This window comes from Actinomycetota bacterium (genome assembly GCA_019347675.1).
In the GTDB taxonomy this organism is placed as follows: domain Bacteria; phylum Actinomycetota; class Nitriliruptoria; order Nitriliruptorales; family JAHWKO01; genus JAHWKW01.
Genome location: JAHWKW010000011.1, coordinates 31,973 through 49,865 on the forward strand (window position 1 = coordinate 31,973; position 17,893 = coordinate 49,865).

Annotated in this window: 15 protein-coding genes; 9 read left to right on the plus strand and 6 right to left on the minus strand. The window is 70.8% G+C overall.

Going from position 1 to position 17,893, the window contains the following annotated elements; all coding sequences use genetic code 11:
• Nucleotides 1-224: 224 nt before the first annotated feature.
• Nucleotides 225-1,349 carry a response regulator gene (locus KY462_08825; protein ID MBW3577824.1) on the plus strand — a complete coding sequence of 375 codons (1,125 nt, stop codon included), beginning with the start codon at nt 225-227 and terminating at the stop codon, nt 1,347-1,349.
• A complete protein-coding gene (locus KY462_08830) occupies nt 1,346-2,551 on the plus strand; it encodes an EAL domain-containing protein (GenBank protein MBW3577825.1) in 1,206 nt (401 codons plus the stop codon). The genes KY462_08825 and KY462_08830 overlap by 4 nt, the downstream gene beginning before the upstream one ends.
• On the opposite strand, the gene KY462_08835 is transcribed toward KY462_08830, so the two are convergent.
• Complete coding sequence (locus KY462_08835) at nt 2,533-3,177, minus strand: response regulator transcription factor (protein MBW3577826.1); 645 nt, start codon at nt 3,175-3,177, stop codon at nt 2,533-2,535. The two genes, KY462_08830 and KY462_08835, sit on opposite strands and share 19 nt — an antisense overlap.
• Before the next feature lie 207 nt (nt 3,178-3,384).
• Here KY462_08835 and KY462_08840 point away from each other — a divergent pair, with 207 nt between their 5' ends.
• From KY462_08840 to KY462_08855, 4 genes are all read left to right on the plus strand, one after another.
• Nucleotides 3,385-5,016 carry a cell wall-binding repeat-containing protein gene (locus KY462_08840; GenBank protein ID MBW3577827.1) on the plus strand — a complete coding sequence of 544 codons (1,632 nt, stop codon included), beginning with the start codon at nt 3,385-3,387 and terminating at the stop codon, nt 5,014-5,016.
• 282 nt (nt 5,017-5,298) lie between these two features.
• On the plus strand, nt 5,299-5,721 hold the full coding sequence (locus KY462_08845) for a hypothetical protein (GenBank protein ID MBW3577828.1): 423 nt from the start codon (nt 5,299-5,301) through the stop codon (nt 5,719-5,721).
• A 103-nt stretch (nt 5,722-5,824) separates the two neighbouring features.
• Nucleotides 5,825-7,510: a signal peptidase I gene (locus KY462_08850; protein ID MBW3577829.1), complete on the plus strand. Its 1,686-nt coding sequence runs from the start codon at nt 5,825-5,827 to the stop codon at nt 7,508-7,510.
• A 171-nt stretch (nt 7,511-7,681) separates the two neighbouring features.
• Nucleotides 7,682-8,404: a hypothetical protein gene (locus tag KY462_08855; GenBank protein MBW3577830.1), complete on the plus strand. Its 723-nt coding sequence runs from the start codon at nt 7,682-7,684 to the stop codon at nt 8,402-8,404.
• Between the two features lie 96 nt (nt 8,405-8,500).
• On the opposite strand, the gene KY462_08860 is transcribed toward KY462_08855, so the two are convergent.
• Both KY462_08860 and KY462_08865 read right to left on the minus strand, forming a co-directional pair.
• The gene (locus tag KY462_08860; protein ID MBW3577831.1) at nt 8,501-9,232 is read right to left on the minus strand and encodes a hypothetical protein; all 732 of its coding nucleotides are present in this window, start codon (nt 9,230-9,232) and stop codon (nt 8,501-8,503) included.
• 109 nt (nt 9,233-9,341) lie between these two features.
• A complete protein-coding gene (locus KY462_08865) occupies nt 9,342-9,806 on the minus strand; it encodes a hypothetical protein (protein MBW3577832.1) in 465 nt (154 codons plus the stop codon).
• Between the two features lie 130 nt (nt 9,807-9,936).
• On the opposite strand from KY462_08865, the gene KY462_08870 reads away from it, so the two are divergent.
• Nucleotides 9,937-10,593: a cation diffusion facilitator family transporter gene (locus KY462_08870; GenBank protein ID MBW3577833.1), complete on the plus strand. Its 657-nt coding sequence runs from the start codon at nt 9,937-9,939 to the stop codon at nt 10,591-10,593.
• On the opposite strand, the gene KY462_08875 is transcribed toward KY462_08870, so the two are convergent.
• The gene (locus KY462_08875; GenBank protein ID MBW3577834.1) at nt 10,590-12,677 is read right to left on the minus strand and encodes a diguanylate cyclase; all 2,088 of its coding nucleotides are present in this window, start codon (nt 12,675-12,677) and stop codon (nt 10,590-10,592) included. The two genes, KY462_08870 and KY462_08875, sit on opposite strands and share 4 nt — an antisense overlap.
• 157 nt (nt 12,678-12,834) lie before the next feature.
• The gene (locus tag KY462_08880) at nt 12,835-13,692 is read right to left on the minus strand and encodes a hypothetical protein (GenBank protein MBW3577835.1); all 858 of its coding nucleotides are present in this window, start codon (nt 13,690-13,692) and stop codon (nt 12,835-12,837) included.
• On the opposite strand from KY462_08880, the gene KY462_08885 reads away from it, so the two are divergent.
• Nucleotides 13,681-15,426, plus strand: coding sequence for a bifunctional sulfate adenylyltransferase/adenylylsulfate kinase (locus KY462_08885; protein ID MBW3577836.1), 1,746 nt, complete (start codon nt 13,681-13,683; stop codon nt 15,424-15,426). The genes KY462_08880 and KY462_08885 overlap by 12 nt on opposite strands.
• A 239-nt stretch (nt 15,427-15,665) precedes the next feature.
• Nucleotides 15,666-16,142 carry a response regulator gene (locus tag KY462_08890; GenBank protein MBW3577837.1) on the plus strand — a complete coding sequence of 159 codons (477 nt, stop codon included), beginning with the start codon at nt 15,666-15,668 and terminating at the stop codon, nt 16,140-16,142.
• Here KY462_08890 and KY462_08895 read toward each other — a convergent pair.
• Nucleotides 16,117-17,886, minus strand: coding sequence for an SLC13 family permease (locus KY462_08895; GenBank protein MBW3577838.1), 1,770 nt, complete (start codon nt 17,884-17,886; stop codon nt 16,117-16,119). The genes KY462_08890 and KY462_08895 overlap by 26 nt on opposite strands.
• Nucleotides 17,887-17,893: the final 7 nt, after the last annotated feature.

Consider the following 17,893-nt stretch of genomic DNA (forward strand, 5'->3'; position numbering starts at 1 on the left):
CGAGCACACTCCACCGTAACGCTGCGACCCCATCACGCACCGGCCACCCGCTCCGGTCATCCGTCCGGAGCCGTACTGACCCCCGGCACGCGGTCGCACGTCAACGCCCAGTTACACTGATTTCCGACATTATCGGTAAAGGCGACGCCGGGAGCTGCCGAGGTGGTCCGCAAGTTCGAGGAGGATCCCGTGACGGGACGTTCACCGGGTACAGATACCACAGCATGAACACCGTCTTGATCGTCGACGACAGCGCCAGGGACCGTGCGTCCCTGGCCACGCTGCTGGGCCGTCACGGCGACCATCTCGTCCTGGAGGCCTCCAACGGGGCGGAAGGACTCGGCCTCGCTCGCGTGGAGCGGCCGCACCTGATCGTGACCGATGTCATCCTGCCCAAGGTCAACGGCTACGAGCTGATCCGGGAGTTGCGCGCAGACGAGGTCACCGCAGCGATCCCCATCGTCGTCTACGCGGCCGACTACGTCAGGGCAGAGACGCGCGACCTCGTGGCGGCGTACGGCGTCACGAGCTTCATCAGCAAGCCAGCCGAGGAACGCACCGTCCTGGCCAGCGTCGAAGCAGCGTTGGCCGAGCCACGCCCGACGGCCTGCCGGTCCGACCCGTCGGTCGACCGCCAGCAGGTCAGGTTGCTGAGCGAGAGGCTGCTCGAGCGGGTGCGCGAACTCGAGCTCGCCAACCTGCACCAGGAGACGCTGCTGACCTCGACCCTGCGTGTCCAGGACGAGGAGCGCGAGCGGATCGCGTGCGACATCCACGATGACTCGATCCAGGCGATGACAGCCGCCGCTATGCGTCTGGGAGTCCTCGAACGGCACCTGAACGGTCCCGAAGGCCGCGAGCGGTTGAAGGCTGTGGAAGGCACCGTCCGCGAAGCGATCGCACGGCTGCGCCACCTGCTGTTCCAGCTGCGACCGCCCGAGCTCGACGAGCATGGGCTCGCCACCGCGCTGGACAGCTACCTCTCCCACGTGGCCGATGACGTCGGCTACCGCTACGAACTCGAGAACCTCCTCGAGAGCGAACCGAGGATCGAGACCCGACTCGCCCTGTACCGGGTCGCTCAGGAGGCCCTGTTCAACGTCGCCAAGCACGCTGGCGCATCGCGGGTGCATGTCGTGCTGAGCGAACGCGACGATGGCTACGCGATCCGGATCCGGGACGACGGCGTGGGCTTCGATGTCGCAGCGCAGGGACGGTCGCGTCCCGGGCACCTCGGTCTCTCGTCGATCCGCCACCGGGCCGAACTGGCGGGCGGCACCTGCCGCATCGAGAGCCGTCCGGGGGCGGGGACCACCGTCGATGTCTGGATCCCGGGGACAGCTGGGTGACGGCGTCACGCATCAGGATCCTCGTCGCGGATGACCAGGTCTCGGTCCGAGCGGCGCTGATCGAGGTGCTGTTCGACGACGGCGGCTTCGAGGTGGTGGCCGCCGTCGGGGACGCCGACGCTGCGGTTGCGGCCGCGCGCGACGAGCAGCCCGACATTGCGGTCCTCGACGTCCGCATGCCTGGCTCAGGCGTGGCAGCGGCCGGCGGGATCCGGGCCGTCTCGCCTGACACACGGATGGTCGCGTTCTCGGCGCACCAGGACCGCCTCTCGATCATGGAGATGCTCCGTGCCGGCGTGGTGGGCTACCTCGTCAAGGGGACACCCAACGATGAGATCCTCGCTGGCCTGCGCCGCGCGGCCGAAGGACTGGTGATCCTTCCGCAGGAGGTCGCTGCGCAGTTCATGGACGAGTTCACCGCCCACGTGCAACAGAACCACCGTGCCAACCGGCTACGGCGGGAGAGGGAGCAGCGGATCCGGCAGGTCCTGCTCAGCCGGAGGGTGGAGCTGGCCCTCCAGCCGATCTTCGACTTCAGAGCGCGGACCGTGGCCGGATACGAGGCGTTCGCCCGGTTCCCTCAGGAACCGCGACGCGGACCAGCCGCCTGGTTCGCCGAGGCGCGCTCCGTCGGGCTCCAACTGGACTTGGAGCTCCTCGCCGCCCGGGTGGCTATCGCTGCCCAACCGAGGCTGCCGGATGGGACGTTCCTTGCCCTCAACGCCTCACCGAGTACCGCCGCCAACGACGCCTTCCACGCGGCTGTCCTTGGCGCCACGCCGCAGCGCACGGTGGTGGAGATCACCGAGCGGACCCGTGTGTTCGACCAGGATCGTCTCAACCGTAACCTCGAGCCGCTGCGATCCGCGGGCGTCCGGATCGCGCTCGACGACGCAGGAGCGGGGTTCGCGAGCCTCCGCCACCTGGTCCAGCTGGGACCCGACATGATCAAGCTCGACGTCGCGCTGACGCGGGAGGTTCACAGCGACCGGGCCCGTCGGGCGCTGGCTCGGGCGATCGTCTCGTTCGCGGCGGAGACGGACGCATCGATCGTTGCGGAGGGGATCGAGCTGGGCGCCCAGCTGCGGACCTTGCACGACCTGGGGGTGGGCTACGGCCAGGGCAACCTGCTGGCCGCTCCTGCCGTGCTCGATGAGCTTCTGGCCGCTCACCCGAGCATGCCTCAGGTGCCGGGGGGGTGAATGATCCCCTCTCGGACGGCCCGGGTCACCGCCTCGAGCTTCGAGTGCGCCTCAAGCTTCCTGAGGATGCTCTGGATGTGGTTGCGGACGGTGTTCACGCTGACGAAGAGCTGTTCGGCGATGTCCCGTGTCGAACGCCCCGCCGCCACGAGCCGCAGGACCTCCAGTTCACGTGGGCTCAAGGCCGCCGGACCGCGGCGGGTGGTGTGCAACCGCGGAAGCAGTCTCGCCAGCAGTGACGGGGGGATCGTGGCCTGTCCGGCGTGGGCGGCCCGGACGGCGGCCACGACATCCTCGGCCGCCATGTCCTTGGTGACGTAGCCGGAGCAGCCGGCCTCGACCGCAGCGGCCAGCACGGCGTCGTGGGCCGAGGCGGTCACCATGACGACCGACGTATCCGGCAGGTCACGTCTGATGTGGGCGGCGGCCTCGGCCCCGTCCCCGTCGGGCAGGCGGTAGTCCATCAGCACGACGTCGGGTCGGTGACGGATCGCCGCGATGCGCGTCTCCGCCACCGTCCGGACGTGTCCGACGACCTCGATGTCGTCCTCGGCCCCCAGGACCTCGGTCATGCCCTGGGCGACCATCACGTGGTCCTCGACGATCATCACCCGGATTATCCCCATCGGCCCGGATCGTACCGATCCACGGCATCCGCCGGGCCGATCACGTGCGAACCCCTGTGTCCCGACGGCCCTCCCGGGACAGCGCCCGCCGTCGGTCCACCCCGGGCTAGTCCAACTTGCCTAGTCCCGGGTTGAGCAACGTGCGTCTGCCAGGGCCCGCTGCCAACGACGACCTCTCCGGTCGTACGCCCACAACCGGAGAGATCGATGCAGACCACCACCGCCCCCACAACCGTCTCCACCAACGTCACCCCTCGCACGAAACTGATCCGTCGCCTGGGCCGCAGCGCCATCGTGGCGGCCGCGACGTCCACCACCATCGCGGTCGCCGCTGTGCCCGCGCTGGCGGCACCGACGATCGACCGCTGGACACCGCCCGCGCGCACGCACAACGCCGACTTCGTCACCACCGACGTGCCCTGGTCCGACGGGGTCGTCACCTCAGCGGTGATCCCGGCCGAACAGCTGCCGCTGAGCATGGTGGTGGAGAGCGAGGTCGCCGATCGCCTCGGCCTCGACCGGATCCGTCAGGGCATCGAAGGCTGGAACGGCATCCCCGGCTCGCGCTTCGGCGCACGTGTCGCCGGCGTGGTGAACACCGGCGCGCGCAGCGCCCAGAACGACGGCGTGCACCGGGTGTTCGTCGACGGCCGCTGCCAGGGCGACGAGTTGGCCTGGGGCTACCTCAACGGGATCCGCGCCGAACGTCGGTACGGGACCAACGGCAGCTACACGATCGACGGCGACATCGGGGTCTGCTCACGCCTGCTGAACAGCCCGGACAAGACCGCGTCGACGCTCCGCCACGAGCTGGGTCACCTGCTGGGACTCGGCCACATCGACGCGTCCTGCCGGATCATGTCCGCCCGCCACGACTCGTGCGAGTCGATGACCGCAGGCGACCACAACGCTGTCCGCTACCTGTACTCGACCCTGCCGCGTCTGGCCGGACCCACCCGCACCGAGACGGCAGCCCGCACCGTGTACGCCACCCGCCCGGGTGCCAACGCTGTCGCGACCGTCGTCTTGGCCGACGGCTTCGGTGGGTCGGCCCTGCCGGTCGCCGCAGCCGCGTACGCAGGCGCGATCGACGCCCCGCTGCTGCTGGGCGACGCCAGCTGCACGTCAGGTTCCGTCGGGACGGAACTGCGCCGCGTGGCGCGGCCTGGAGCGACTGTCGCGCTGGTCGGTGCGGCCGTGGCCGGCTGCTCGACAGACGTGCGATCCCAGGGGTACAAGCCGGTCGTGCTCGGGGATGTCGCGGCGGTCGCTGACCAGCTGGCCGCCGCCCGCCGGTCCGACACCCTCTTCGTCGTCCGCGGTCCGTTGGGTGACGGCAACCTGCCCGACGGTCTGACGGCCGCGGCCGCCGCCGGACGGCTCGGCGCACCGGTGCTGTTCACCAACGGTGGGCAGCTGGCGTCCGAGACCACGTCCTTCCTCAACCGGCATCCGCTGGTTCGGCGCGCGGTCATCGTCGGTGGCGAGCAAGCCGTGCCCCAGTCGGTGGTCGACGAGCTCAACCGGCGTGGCATCACCAGCACCCGCCACGGCGGTCAGGACCGGATCACCACCGCCCTGGCGGTCGCCGACATCCCCGGCGCCTTCGCACCGCGATCAGCCGTGGCCGTGGCCGCTACGGACAAGTGGGCCGACGCCATCTCGGGTTCCGCGATCGGCGCAGCGCGTGGCTGGCCAGTGCTGCTCACCCCACCACACGAGCTCGACGGGCGGGTGGCTGGCTTCCTCGCCCACAGGGCGACCGGCGGCTACATCCTGGGAGGCCACGCCGCCGTGTCGGACGCCGTCCACATCGGGGCCTCAGCCCAGGTCCGTTAGCTGAGGGGCACGGACCTGAAGGTCGCGGGTGGGCCGATCGGCCCACCCGCGACCGCTTTTCGTCTCGTGGCGGCTGATCACGATAGGCATTTCGAGGCCACGCGGATGCGACCCGGCACTAGTCCGGACATGAGCTTCAAATTGGGTCCTGTGGGCCATCAAGAGCTTCGTGCCAGGCGGTCGACAACGAAGCTGTCCGCGATACGGGAAACCCGCCAGAGGTGGGGACGCAAAGCCAGGGAGCCCACGGGTCAGCCCGGCCACGAACGAAGAGGCAACGACATGCGTAACAAGACACGTTTCAACGGCCGTGTGCTGCTGGGTGCAGTGGCGATCACGGCGCTCCTGGGCGGGAGCGCGTTCACGGCCAGCAACACCATGCCGGCGTCCACCAAGGCGGGTACTGGCAGCGTGACGGCTTCCGGCTACACCGCCACCAAGATCGACTACACGCTCGACTCGACCGACCCCAGCCTGGTGTCGCAGGTCGACGTCAACGTCAGCGGGACCGTGCCCACCACCAGCAACGCCAAGGTCCAGCTGGCCTCGGCAGGCAGCTGGTACGGCTGCACCATCGGCGCGCTCGTCAACCCCGACGGACTGGCCAACAGCGGCGACGAGTACTCGCCGCTGACCTGTACCACCGCGGGAACCAAGACGTCGGTGTCTTCGACCCAGGACGTCAGCCTGGTCATCGTCGACTGACGCCAGGTGACCTCCAGCTAGCAGCTGACCAAGCCGTGGCCCGGCCCGATGCGGGTCGGGGCCACCGCCCAGTATCGGGCCACCGCCCGGTCAAGGAGCGAACATGATGGGCATGCGGATGGGCGCCGGCGCGGTGGGTGCCGTGATCGTGGCCGCTGTGGCGTGGCTGCTGGTGGGCCCCCAACAGCTGGGTGGACCGATCGCGGTCGTGTCCACCTACGGCCACAGCATGGCCCCCACCTACCAGGCACACGACCTGGTGATCATCCGCCGCGCCGGCAACTACCGCGTCGGCGACGTGATCGCCTACCGCAGCGGCGAGCTGGACACCGTCGTGCTGCACCGCGTCATCGACCGCGACGGCGGCCGGTTCGTCACCCAAGGAGACAACAACGACTGGGTCGACCACGACCGCCCCACCCGCGACGACATCCTCGGGAGGGCGTGGCTGTCGGTGCCCCAGGCCGGGCGTGTGCTCAACCTGCCCATTCCCGCCCGTCTCGCCGTGCCGTTGGTCCTCGCAGTCGGCGCCGGCGGCGTCGCCGGCCGTCGAGCCGGTCGTCGCACCGGTCGCAGACCGCAGCGACACCACTCCACCACCGCGCCGCTTCACAAGACCAGCCGCACGGACGCTTCGCACCGCGCCTGGGACGGGCGTCCCCGTCAGCTTGTGGCGATCGCAGCTGCAGGGCTGGTGGTGGCCGCAGCACTCGGAGCGGTGGCCTTCACCCGCCCCACCCGACAGCCGGGGACGGTGGCCTTCACCCACCATGCGACATTGGACTACACCGCCGTGACCCATCCCGGGCCGGTGTACCCCGACGGCAAGCTCCACACCGGCGACCCGATCTTCCTCCGCCTGATCGACGACGTGGCCCTGGCGTTCACATGGCGGCTCGACGGCCCCGCTGCCGCCGACATCACCGGCTCGGGTCAGCTCCTGGTCGAGATCACCGACGCCAGCGGCTGGCGCCGCACGTTGCCCGCCGGCAAGCGCACATCGTTCACCGGCACCCACGCCACCCTCGAGGGCCGGCTCGACCTGGCTGCGCTGCGGGCCCTGGCCGGGGAGGTCCACGCCGCCACGGGCATGGCGGGCGGCGGGCAACTGCTGGATGTGACGGCCGACCTGCAGCTCGACGGCACGCTCGCCGGGGCACCGCTGTCAACCAGGTTCGCTCCGACCGTCACCTTCCAACTCGACGACCTGCGGATGGTGGTCGCCACACCGTCAAAGGCGTCCGGCGACGACCCTCAAACATCCGGCGGCGACGACGACACCACGCTGACCTTGTCCGACACCGGTTCGGTCACCGTCCCCGACCAACGTGCAACTCGGCTCGAGATCGCCGGCCGCGGCATCGCGGTGGGGGCCGCCCGCGTCGTCGCGGTCGCCGTGGCAGGGGCCGCGCTCACAGCGGCGGCGGCGGCCGCCCGGGCGGCGAGACGCGACCGCCAGCACACAGAATCCGACCGCATCCATGACCGCTACCGCCACCAGCTGCTGGACGTGGCCGGGATCGCCCCAGCGCAGGGCCGAACCCAGGTTGAGGTCACCACCATGGACGCGCTGGCTGCGCTCGCGCAGCATCTCGACCAGCCCGTCCTACACCTAGCCACCCGGGACGGCACCCACCTGTACCTGGTGGAAACCAGCGCGACGCGCTACCGCTACCGACCCCGCCACCCATCCCCCACCGCGGTCCCGTCCCACAGCCCCGCACCGGTCGCCGAGGCGCAACGACGTGGTGACGCCGGGCCCGACCACACGGCCGCACCACGGCGTTGAAGGTGCGTGGGTCGTCGACGCGACACCGCGCTTATCGGTTCATGGCGGGCTAGTCACGGCAGGCCATCTTCGGGCCCCCCCGTAACTCCCGCGCCCCGTTCGACGCATACACGACTGTGAGTCACGGGCAACCATGCACCGTGGCCGAAGCCCAACGGGAGACGCACAACAATGCTCGAGACACTCTTCAGTGCGCTGAGCGCCAAGGTCGTTGCCGGTGCGGTCAGCGCCGTGACCGCAGCCGGCCTGGTCGCAGGCGCCACCGGACAGCTCCCCGACGCCGTGCAGGACGGACTGAACGAAGCCGCTGCGCGCATCGGGATCTCGGTCCCCGCCGGCAGCCAGGACGAGCCGGTGACCACCACCACCGAAGAGCTCAAGCCTGACACGGTCGGCACCGAAGAGCTCGACAGCAAGGAACCCGTCCGCGATCAGCAGGTGAGCGGCGAGCGCGTCCGCGAGGAGGGCGAGCGCAGCAGCACCGCTGAGGCCGTGCGTTCGGTGATCGACGAGCACCACGGCGAGCCGGGCGAGTTCGGCAAGTCGCAGTCGCAGTCCGATGACCCCAGCGAGTTCGGTCGTGCGGTGTCCGACACCGCGTCCGACGGTCGGGCGTCGGCAGGCCGCGACGCCGGTACCCGCGGCACCACGGTCGCCGACGACAAGGGCCGCCAGGAGCGGCCCGCCGCGGCCAACCAGGCCAGCGACGCGCGCCCGCAGGACCCGCCGGCGGACGTCCCCGCCAACGAGGCCAGCGACGCCCACCGCCCGCAGAACCCGCCGGCGGACGTCCCCGCCAACGAGGCCAGCGACGCCCACCGCCCGGACAACCCCCGCGCGGATGCCGGTCAGGGCAAGCGCCCCGACAGCGTGGAGCCCCCCGCCCGCCCGTAACCGACGCGCGGCAGGATCCCAGCCGTCCCGTCGGCCGGACCCCGGACGACTCGTCCGGGGTCCGTCCTATACCGGTGGGGTGGCCGGACGGAAGCGCTAGGCGGTCACGATCCGCGCGGCGTCACGGACGAGGCCGACGAACGCGGCCACGGCGACCGCGACGATGACGGTTCGACCGCTGATCATCACGGCCTGGCCCCCGAGCCAGGCAGGGCGGCGCCCGGCCGCCAGCGTGCCGAAGATCGCGAGGAGGACGGCCACGGCCGCCACGACCGTGAGCCCAGGGCCGCCGAGACCGACCATCACGGTGACCATCGCCAGCCCCGACCAGCCCACCAGTGCCGCGCCGACCGCCAGGACCCTCGGCAAACGCAGTCGTGCGAGCCACTCCACCGCGCCAGGGAGGACCAGCGCGAACGGCACCGGCAGCATCGCGAACATCGCGACGTTCAGCAGGCGAGGCTCCAGCTCGGTGAAGTCACGGTTGTTGGGGTCGATGAGCAGGCCGCCGACCAGCGCCACCAGCAACCCCGCGAATGCCAGCCTTCGTCGCCAGCCGCTCCGCGGCAGCCAGTGGCCCACAAGCAGGTACACCAGCGCGCTGACGAGGCCGAAGGCACCTCCGGCCAACACCAGGAAGCCGGTTCCCTCCACCGTCAGCGCTCCGATCACGTAGCCGTTCTCGGTGAGGCGGCCACGGACGGTGGGGCCGGCCGCGAGCGTGGAGATGCGCATCGCCAGCCGCAGGCCCAAGCCGTCGGTCAGCATGCCGACGACGATGCCGGACATCCCCGTGGCGAAGATCCGCTCGCCACCGCGGACGAGCAAGGTCCCGGCGGGTCCTGGGGTTGGGTGCTGCCGCGATCGACGTCACGGGCACTCCTTCTTCACGTCGTCACTGGTGGGATATGACACCTCTACCGAGACCGTGAGTCGTTCACCCATGAACGCGGGTCACGCAGCAGCCAGACGTCGGCCACGTAGCCCGACAGCAGCAGGACGGCGCCGTCCGCGCGATGCGTCCCCGGATCCATGCGATCGCGCCGAGTCCCACGGTGCTGGCTGCAGCGAGGGTGACATCGTCGGCGGCGAGCGGTCGGGCGAGTGCCGCGACGCCGAGGGCTGCCGTGGCGTTGTCGATCACCGATCCCAGGATACCCGCGGCGGCGAGTTCGGGAATCCCGCGACGTAACGCTGCGGGGATGAGCGCGACGGACTCCGAGGCGGTGGCGAGCGCCACGACCGTCAGGCTGGCGACCGACCCGCCGACGCCGGCCGAGATCACGAGCCGCTCCGCTCCGAGGACGGCCAGCACCACCAAGGCTGCGGCGCTGGCGGCCAGGGCCGCAGCGGCGTAGCTGCTAGCAGCAGCCCGACCGCGATCGTCCACTCCGTCAGCCACGCCTTGCATCCCCTCGACTCGCCCGGATTCACCCCGGTTGGAATATGAGACCTCTGCCAGTCAAGGCCGGCGTACTGTTAGCCCGAACCGGGTGGGCGATAGACCGTGCCCAACGACGACGAGGAGCAGCGTGACCGACGTGCGCGATGCCGCCTCGCTCGGCATCGATGACCAGCGCCGACTGCATCAGCGGGCCTCGCGTCTGCAGTGGTTCCTCGTCGTCTACAACGTGGTCGAGGGAGCGGTCGCGGTCACCGCCGGCATCCTCGCTGGCAGCGTCGCCCTGATCGGGTTCGGGGTCGACTCCGCCATCGAGGTCATCGCCGACGGCGCGGTGGCGTTGCGCCTGCGCCGGGCGGGCGTCGAAGCCAGCGACGAGGCCCGCGAACGTGCCGAACGGCAGGCGCTGCGGGTCGTGGCCATCACGTTCTTCGCGCTGGCCGTCTACATCGCCGTGGAAGCCGGCAGCACCCTGCTCAACGGCGAGGAGCCCGAGACCTCGGTCGTCGGGCTCGTCCTGTCAGTGCTGTCGCTGCTGATCATGCCCGCCACCGCGCTCGCCCAGCACCGCACCGGCCGACGTCTGGGCAGCCGCGCGGTGCTCGCCGCCGCCGTCGAGACCTGGGTGTGCGCCTACCTGTCCCTGGCACTGCTCGTCGGCATCGGGCTGCACTTCGCGTTCGGCTGGGCGTGGGCCGACCCCGTCGCGGCCCTGGCGATGCTGCCGGTCGTGATCTGGCAGGGCTTCGAGACCCTGGAAGAGGCCCGCGACAACGACGACGGCTAAGACCGCTGCGGCTCGGACGGCACCGCTTCCACGTCGGACCGTTGGCTGCGGGCCTCGGCCCTCGTTCGGCCGGGTGGCTCCGAGGGTCGGGAACCGCGACCGGGTTCCGCCCGCGGGTCGGCCGGGGGCGGGCCTGATGGCTGTGATGAGGGCGCCTCCGACCTGCCCGTAACCGGCGCGCCACCGCCCGGTTCCGGCTGGGAGGGCGGCGCGCCCTGGTCGCGGTCGGGAGCAACGGGCTGTGGCTGGTGCGTCCGCCGATCGGCGGATCCGGTGTTGCCGCCTGTGCTGGCACCACCTTGCTGGTCGTTGCCGTTCGCGGGCTGGCCACCGGAGGCGGGCTGGCCACCGGAGGCAGGCTGACCACCGGAGGCGGGCTGGCCACCGGAGGCAGGCTGACCACCGGAGGCAGGCTGGCCACCGGAGGCAGGCTGACCACCGGAGGCAGGCTGGCCACCGGAGGGTGTCGACGCACCGGGGTCCGTGCCCGGCGGAGGATCCGGCTCGGACGGTCCCGCCGGCGGAAGGCCCGCACCGTCCCCCGGTCCTGTCGGGTGAGGGGCCGGTTCGACCGCCGGGGCGCCGGGATGAAGCCCGCCGGGCTGCTGTCCGCCGACGCGTTCCAGGACCTGCTCCAGTGCAGCACACCGGCTGCCACGCACGTCGGGGTCGGTGCACTCGGCCGCCGCCAGCGCGCGGAGGACCTGCAGTTGGGACGCCATCGCGCCCCGCAGCCGGGCGGCGTCCGCATCGCCACCTTGCGGGTCGAGCCGCTGCAACTCGTCCGCGGCTGCGGCCAGGAGAGCCTCGAGGTTGGCCGCCACCGCCTCGATCAGGGCAGGGTCCGCCCCGTCCGCTGACAGCGCGGCGAGCTCGCCCAACCGCCGGGCCGCGAACGCCACCTGCAACTCGGCCCGGCGCAGGGGGTCGTCCACCAGATCCAGCCGTCGTTCTTCGAGCCACAACCGCGCCGGCCACAACGCATCGCCCGGTTGTGCGGCCCAGGCGAACGCGCCCGTCGCCGGAGCGGTGAACAGCAGTAGGGCCACCATGGCCGGGACGAGTCGGCGAATGCGGAAACGAGGCCGGCGTCGCCGCGGGAACCCACGGTGCACGCGGGGCCCGCCGCGCCGCCGGTCGGCGCGACCCGAACGGCGATCAACCGCCACGGCGCTCCCGGGTTGGGATTTGGCGCGCCCCTTCATCTCGGTCGCGGTGGCCACGAGTACGCGGTGGTCTGCCGCGACCTCCCCTGCTGTGCGCGCGATCCCGATGGACAGGCTCAACAGCAGACCCCGTCGGCGCCCGCCGCGCCGGTCCTCGAGCGCCATCCATCCCCGGGCGGCGTCGTCCGGATCGTGGAAGCCGGCCGCCCGCGCGTCGAAGGCGGTCACCACCGCCTCGGCGACGGTGATCGCGTCGTCGGGATGGGTGATGACGACGAAGTCGTCGCCGCCGACGTGGCCGACGAACATGTCGTCCTGGTCCTCGGTGACCTCACGGAGGATGTCCGCCAGTCCCGCGATCACCGCGTCGCCGCGAAGGAAGCCGTAGTGGTCGTTGTAGACCTTGAAGTGATCCAGATCGCAGTACAGCAGCGCGGTCGGTTGCCCGGCAGCGGCCCTGCGCTGCAACTCGGCGTCGATCGCGCGGTTCCCCGGCAACCCCGTCAGCGGCGAGGCGCCGCGGATCGCGCGTGTGCGGCCCAGCAGGCCGGCCACACGGGCAGACAGTAACGCGGCGTCGAACGGCTCGACCGAGACGACCTCGTCGGCCTCGACCGTCAGGCGCCGGTCGCGTTCCGCGGACGAGCGAGCCACCAGGACGACGATGCCGGGGTTGCTGCAGCGCCAGTCGCTGCGCAAGGCCCGGCACAACTCGACCGCAGCGTGGTCGTCTCCGAGCGAGCCCACCAACGCCAGACTGGGACGGAAGCGGACGGCGAGGTGGAGCGCGCCTCGAGGCTCGTCCGAGTCGAGGGCCTCGATCCCGTGAACGGCGAGCGCCTGCACGATCTGCTCACGGACGCCGGGCCGTGCGTCGACCACGAGGACCAGCTCGCGCTCCTCGGCGGGGGCGCCCACCGTCCCAACTTGGTCCGACAGGTGATCGGACAAACCACACCGTCCTCTCGCCGCCCAGGAACGGTCGGTGCTGCAGTCGCCGATCGCCGAGGGCGGTTCCCTCTAGAGATCGGTCAAGACGGGCACGACCTTGAGCCGTTGATCGCCGCACTGACTGTCAGCCCCCGACCGCCGGACCGCCGGACCGTTGGCGCACAGGCTCGATGCCGAGATCGTGGTACGTCAGCACCGGGCGGTACGGCACGTCCTCCCGCTCGAAGAACGAGGACGCCGCGTCGCCACGGTCGAGCAACGCAGAGGCCACAACCACGTTGGCGCCGGTTGCGCGGACGCTGTGGTAGGCCTGCTGGATCGAACCGCCGAGGCTCACCACGTCCTCCACGAGGAAGACGCGGTGGTCTTGCGTCAGCACCGCCCCCTCGATCAGCTTGTTGGTGCCGCGACCCTTGCGTTCCTTGCGGACGACGAACCATTCTGTGTCGGACAGGATCGCCGCGCCGTAGGCCAACGGGTCGGCTCCGAGCGTGAGCCCACCGACGGCGTCGAACCTGATCCCCTCGGCGACGGTGATGGCGATGAGTGCCCGGCACGCCAGCGCCAGGTCACGGCCCTTGGACAGGGCTTCCTTGACGTCGACGAAGTGGTGGCTGAGCTGGCCCGACGACAGTCGGATCGGCTCTGCAAGACGTCGGTAACCGCGCTCGCGGACCACCTCGAGCAACCGTTGACGCAGGTCAGGAGGTTCGGAGGCGGATCGCCTGACCTCGCTCAACGCGGACGGGGCACCATGCCGGTGCGGGACCCGCCGCGTTCTGCCATCTTCGGCCTCTTCGATCGCTGATCGACAAGCAGCCAACCCCGCGAGCGTGCGATCCGCGGATCTCGGCGACGTCTTTGGCACCAGCGAGGCTAGCGGCAGCCGCCAGGCTGCTCGCCGAGTCGCCGTCGAAGAGGGACCACTCCGCGGGTACGGTGCCGCCGGGCTCGCCTCGGGGGGACAGCAGTGACCGACCATCTCATCGCACCGCACGGCGGGCAGCTCGTCGACCTCGTGGTGGACGCCGACCGGGCCGCCGACCTCAAGAAGCAGTCGCGGGATTGGCCCAGCTGGGACCTGACGGAACGGCAGCTGTGCGACTTCGAGCTGCTGGCCACCGGAGGGTTCTCGCCGCTGACCGGTTTCCTCACCCGCGCCGATTACGAGTCGGTGTGTGCCTCGATGCGCCTCGCCGAGAGCGTCGACGGGCGCCCGGGTGTGCTGTGGCCGATCCCGGTCACCCTCGACGTCCCGCAAGACGTCGCACGCACGATCGAACCCGGCACGCCGCTGGCACTCCGCGACCCCGAAGGGGTGCTGCTCGGCGCGCTGAACGTGGTCGAGGTCTGGCAGCCCGACCGCGAGGCGGAGGCCCAGGCCGTGTTCGCCACCACCGACCCGAGCCACCCGGGGGTCGCCCACCTGCTTTCACGCAGTCATCGCTACGACGTCGGCGGGACCGTGGAGGCGGTGCAGCTGCCGGTGCACTTCGACTACCGCCACCTGCGCCACGCACCCGCTGAGCTTCGCCGGCTGTTCACCGAGCAGGGCTGGCGGCGGGTGGTGGCGTTCCAGACCCGCAACCCCATGCACCGCGCCCACGTGGAGCTCACCCGGCGCGCCGCAGCGGGGGTCGAAGCCAATCTGCTGATCCACCCTGTGGTCGGGATGACCAAGCCCGGCGACGTCGATCACTACACCCGGGTGCGGGTCTACCAAGCGGTCCTGGACAAGTACCCGCCGCACACGGTGGCGCTGTCGCTGCTCCCCCTGGCGATGCGGATGGGCGGGCCGCGAGAGGCGGTCTGGCACGCGATCATCCGGAAGAACCATGGCTGCACACACTTGATCGTGGGACGCGACCACGCCGGGCCAGGCACCGATCAGGCAGGGCAGCCTTTCTACGGACCGTACGACGCACAGGAGCTTCTGCGCCGCCACCAGGACGAGCTCGGCGTCGAGATGGTCCCCTTCCGCATGCTCGTCTACGTCGAGGAGATCGGCCAGTACGTCCCGGTCGATGAGGTGCCCGACGGGACGCGGACGCTGTCGATCTCGGGCACGCAGCTACGCGAACGTCTGAACAAGGGCCTCGAGCTGCCCGAGTGGTTCACGTTCCCGGAAGTGGCCGCGGAACTGCGCCGGACCTACCCGCCGCGGAACGAGCAGGGCTTCACCGTGTTCCTCACCGGGCTGTCGGGGGCGGGCAAGTCCACCATCGCCAACGTGCTCCTGACCAAGTTGCTGGAGCTCGGTGGGCGGCCCGTCACGCTTCTGGATGGCGACATCGTCCGCACCCACCTGTCATCGGAGCTGGGGTTCTCCAAGGAGCACCGCGACATCAACATCCGCAGGATCGGGTTCGTCGCAGCGGAGATCACCAAGAACGGCGGGATCGCGATCTGCGCTCCGATCGCTCCTTACGATGCGACCCGCAAGCAGGTCCGCACCATGGTGGAATCCACCGGGGGCGGGTTCGTGCTGGTGCACGTGGCCACCCCCCTGCAGGTGGCCGAGAGCCGTGACCGCAAGGGCCTGTACGCCAAGGCCCGCGCCGGGGTGATCACCGGCTTCACCGGGATCGACGACCCCTACGAGGAACCCGACGACGCCGAAGTCGTCCTCGACACCACCGAGCTGTCACCGGAGGAAGCGGCCAACGCCATCCTGCTGCACCTGGAGCACGAGGGGTACTACGGGGCGCCGGCCTGAGAGTGGCCCGTACCCGTCGTCTCGGCTGCGGGCGGCTCGTGATCGAAGCTCTGTGGCGGTTCGGGCTTCGATGTCGCGTACGGGGCGGGGTGACTCCGGGAGCGCCACGGCGATCACGCAACGAGCTTCAGCCACCGCCGGCGACCGCCGACACATGTCTAGTCACAGAACGGACGAACTGGCGGTTCGGGTCCCACGGCAACGGACCCGGACGCTGCTAGCCACGACCAGGAGCACAGATGGGACGCGCCATCGTCGTGGACGATGACCCGAGCATCCGCAGCCTCGTCCGCCTCACCCTGGAGATGGAGGGCTACGCCGTCGACGACGCCTGCGATGGCCAGGCGGCGCTGGATCTTATCCGCACCACGGAGCCTGACCTGGTCATCCTCGACATCATGATGCCCGCGATGGACGGAGCAACCGTCGCGCGCGCGATCAGGTCCGATCCCGCCTACGACCACGTCGCGATCGTGTTCCTGTCCGCCCTCGTCACCGACGACCACGTCTGGGACGGATGGCGCACGGGAGCCGACTCTTACGTCACCAAACCGTTCGACATCGAGCACCTGATGCGCGAGGTCGATCGCGTACGCAAGGCCCGCGCGGCTCTGGGCCTCGGTGACGCAGGATCCAGGTTGGTCATCGACGAGGCCCAACACGCGACCAGCGCGCCCGACGAGTTGCGGGTCAAAGGGCCCAGATCAGGGGGGTGACCAGCACGGTGGTGATGATCACGACGGCGGTGAGCGGGAGTCCCAGCCGCCAGTAGTCACCGAAGCGGTACCCGCCGAGCCCGTGCACCATGGTGTTGGTCTGGTACCCGATCGGGGTCAGGAACGACGCCGAGGCACCGACGGCCACCACGACCGCGAACGCCTGCGGATCCGAACCGATGCGGGCGGCCACCCCCAGGGCCACCGGGACCATCAGCGCCGCGGCGGCCGCGTTGGTCACCAGCTCGGTCAACATCAGCGTTGCGATCAGCACGGCGACCAGCGCCCCGACCGGTCCCACGGCGGTGGCCACACCCGTCACCGCCTCCGCGGCGCCACCGGCCAGCCCTGAGGCCTGAACCGCCCCGCCGAGGCCGATCGCGCCGGCGATCAGAAGCAGGAGGTCGAGGTCGAGGGCCTGGCGGGCCTCGGGGACGCTCAAGACCCGCGTCACCAGGAGGGCCACCACCGCGGCGAGCGCCGCGTGCAGCAGAGGGAGCGCGCCGCTGGCCGCAGCGACCACCATGGCAGCGAGCACGATCAGCACGAACCATGCGCGCCGATCGACTTTCGGCGGCTCCGCGTCCACGGGGACGATCAGCAGGAAGTCCCGCCGGTCGCTCCAGCGGTCGGCGAAGTCGCGATCGGCCAGGAGCAGCAGCGCGTCGCCGGGTCGGATGCGGACCTCGCCGAGCTTGCCGCGGACCGGTGCACCCGCCCGGTGGATGGCGACGATCGCCGCGCCGTACCGCCCGCGGAAACTGATCTCCTTGGGGGTGCGGCCAGCAGCGCGCGAGGCGGCACCCACCACCACTTCGAACAGCCGGTGGTCGTGTTCGTCGAGGAGGTCGACGTGGCCCTCCTCGGCAGACTTCAGACCCGGCAGCGCGCGCAGGTCACGGACATGGTCGACCTGGCCCACGAAGGTGAGCACGTCCCCGCCGTACAGCACCGCGTCGGGGGCCACAGGCGCGATCTCGTGGCCGTCACGCTCGATCCTCACGAGGTAGACCCCAGCGAGGCTCCGCAACCCTGCGGAGCGCACGTCCCGCCCGTCCAACACCCCGCCCGGCTCGACCTGCATTGCGAAGGTGTAGTCACGTCCGTGTTCGGCGAGCTGCTCGTGGGGGCTGCGACGGTCGGGCAGGACACGCGGCGCGAGCAACGCCAGCACCGCACACCCGGCCACGGCGATCGGCAGGCCCAGCGGGGTGATCTCGAACAGCCCGAACGCGCCAACGCCGGCCTCGTCGCTCAAGCCGGACACCAGCAACGTGACCGATGTGCCGATCGTGGTGATCAGCCCGCCGAGGATGGCCGCGAACGACAGCGGCATCAGGAAACGCGACGGAGGCCGGCGAGCACGTTCCGCCCAGGTTCGTAGCGTCGGGGCAAGCATCGCCACGATCGGGGTGTTGGCGATGACGGCGGATGACGTCGCCACCGCAGGGACGAGCCGTCTCAGCACTCGGCGGTCGGAACGGTCCGCTCCGAGCACGTGGCCGAGCAGTCGCTCCACGGTCCCGGTCGTCTGCGCCGCTCGGGAGACGACCAGCAGGGCGGCCACGGTCAAGGTCGCGGGGTTGGAGAACCCGGCGAAGGCCTGGGCGGCGTCCACGACCCCGACCAGCAGCAGCACCACCACCGCGCTGAGCACAGCCACGGCCGGTGGCATCAGCTCCCGGGTGAGGACGGCCACCGTTACCATCAGCGTGGCCAACGTGAACCCGGCCTCGAAGGTCACCGGTTGG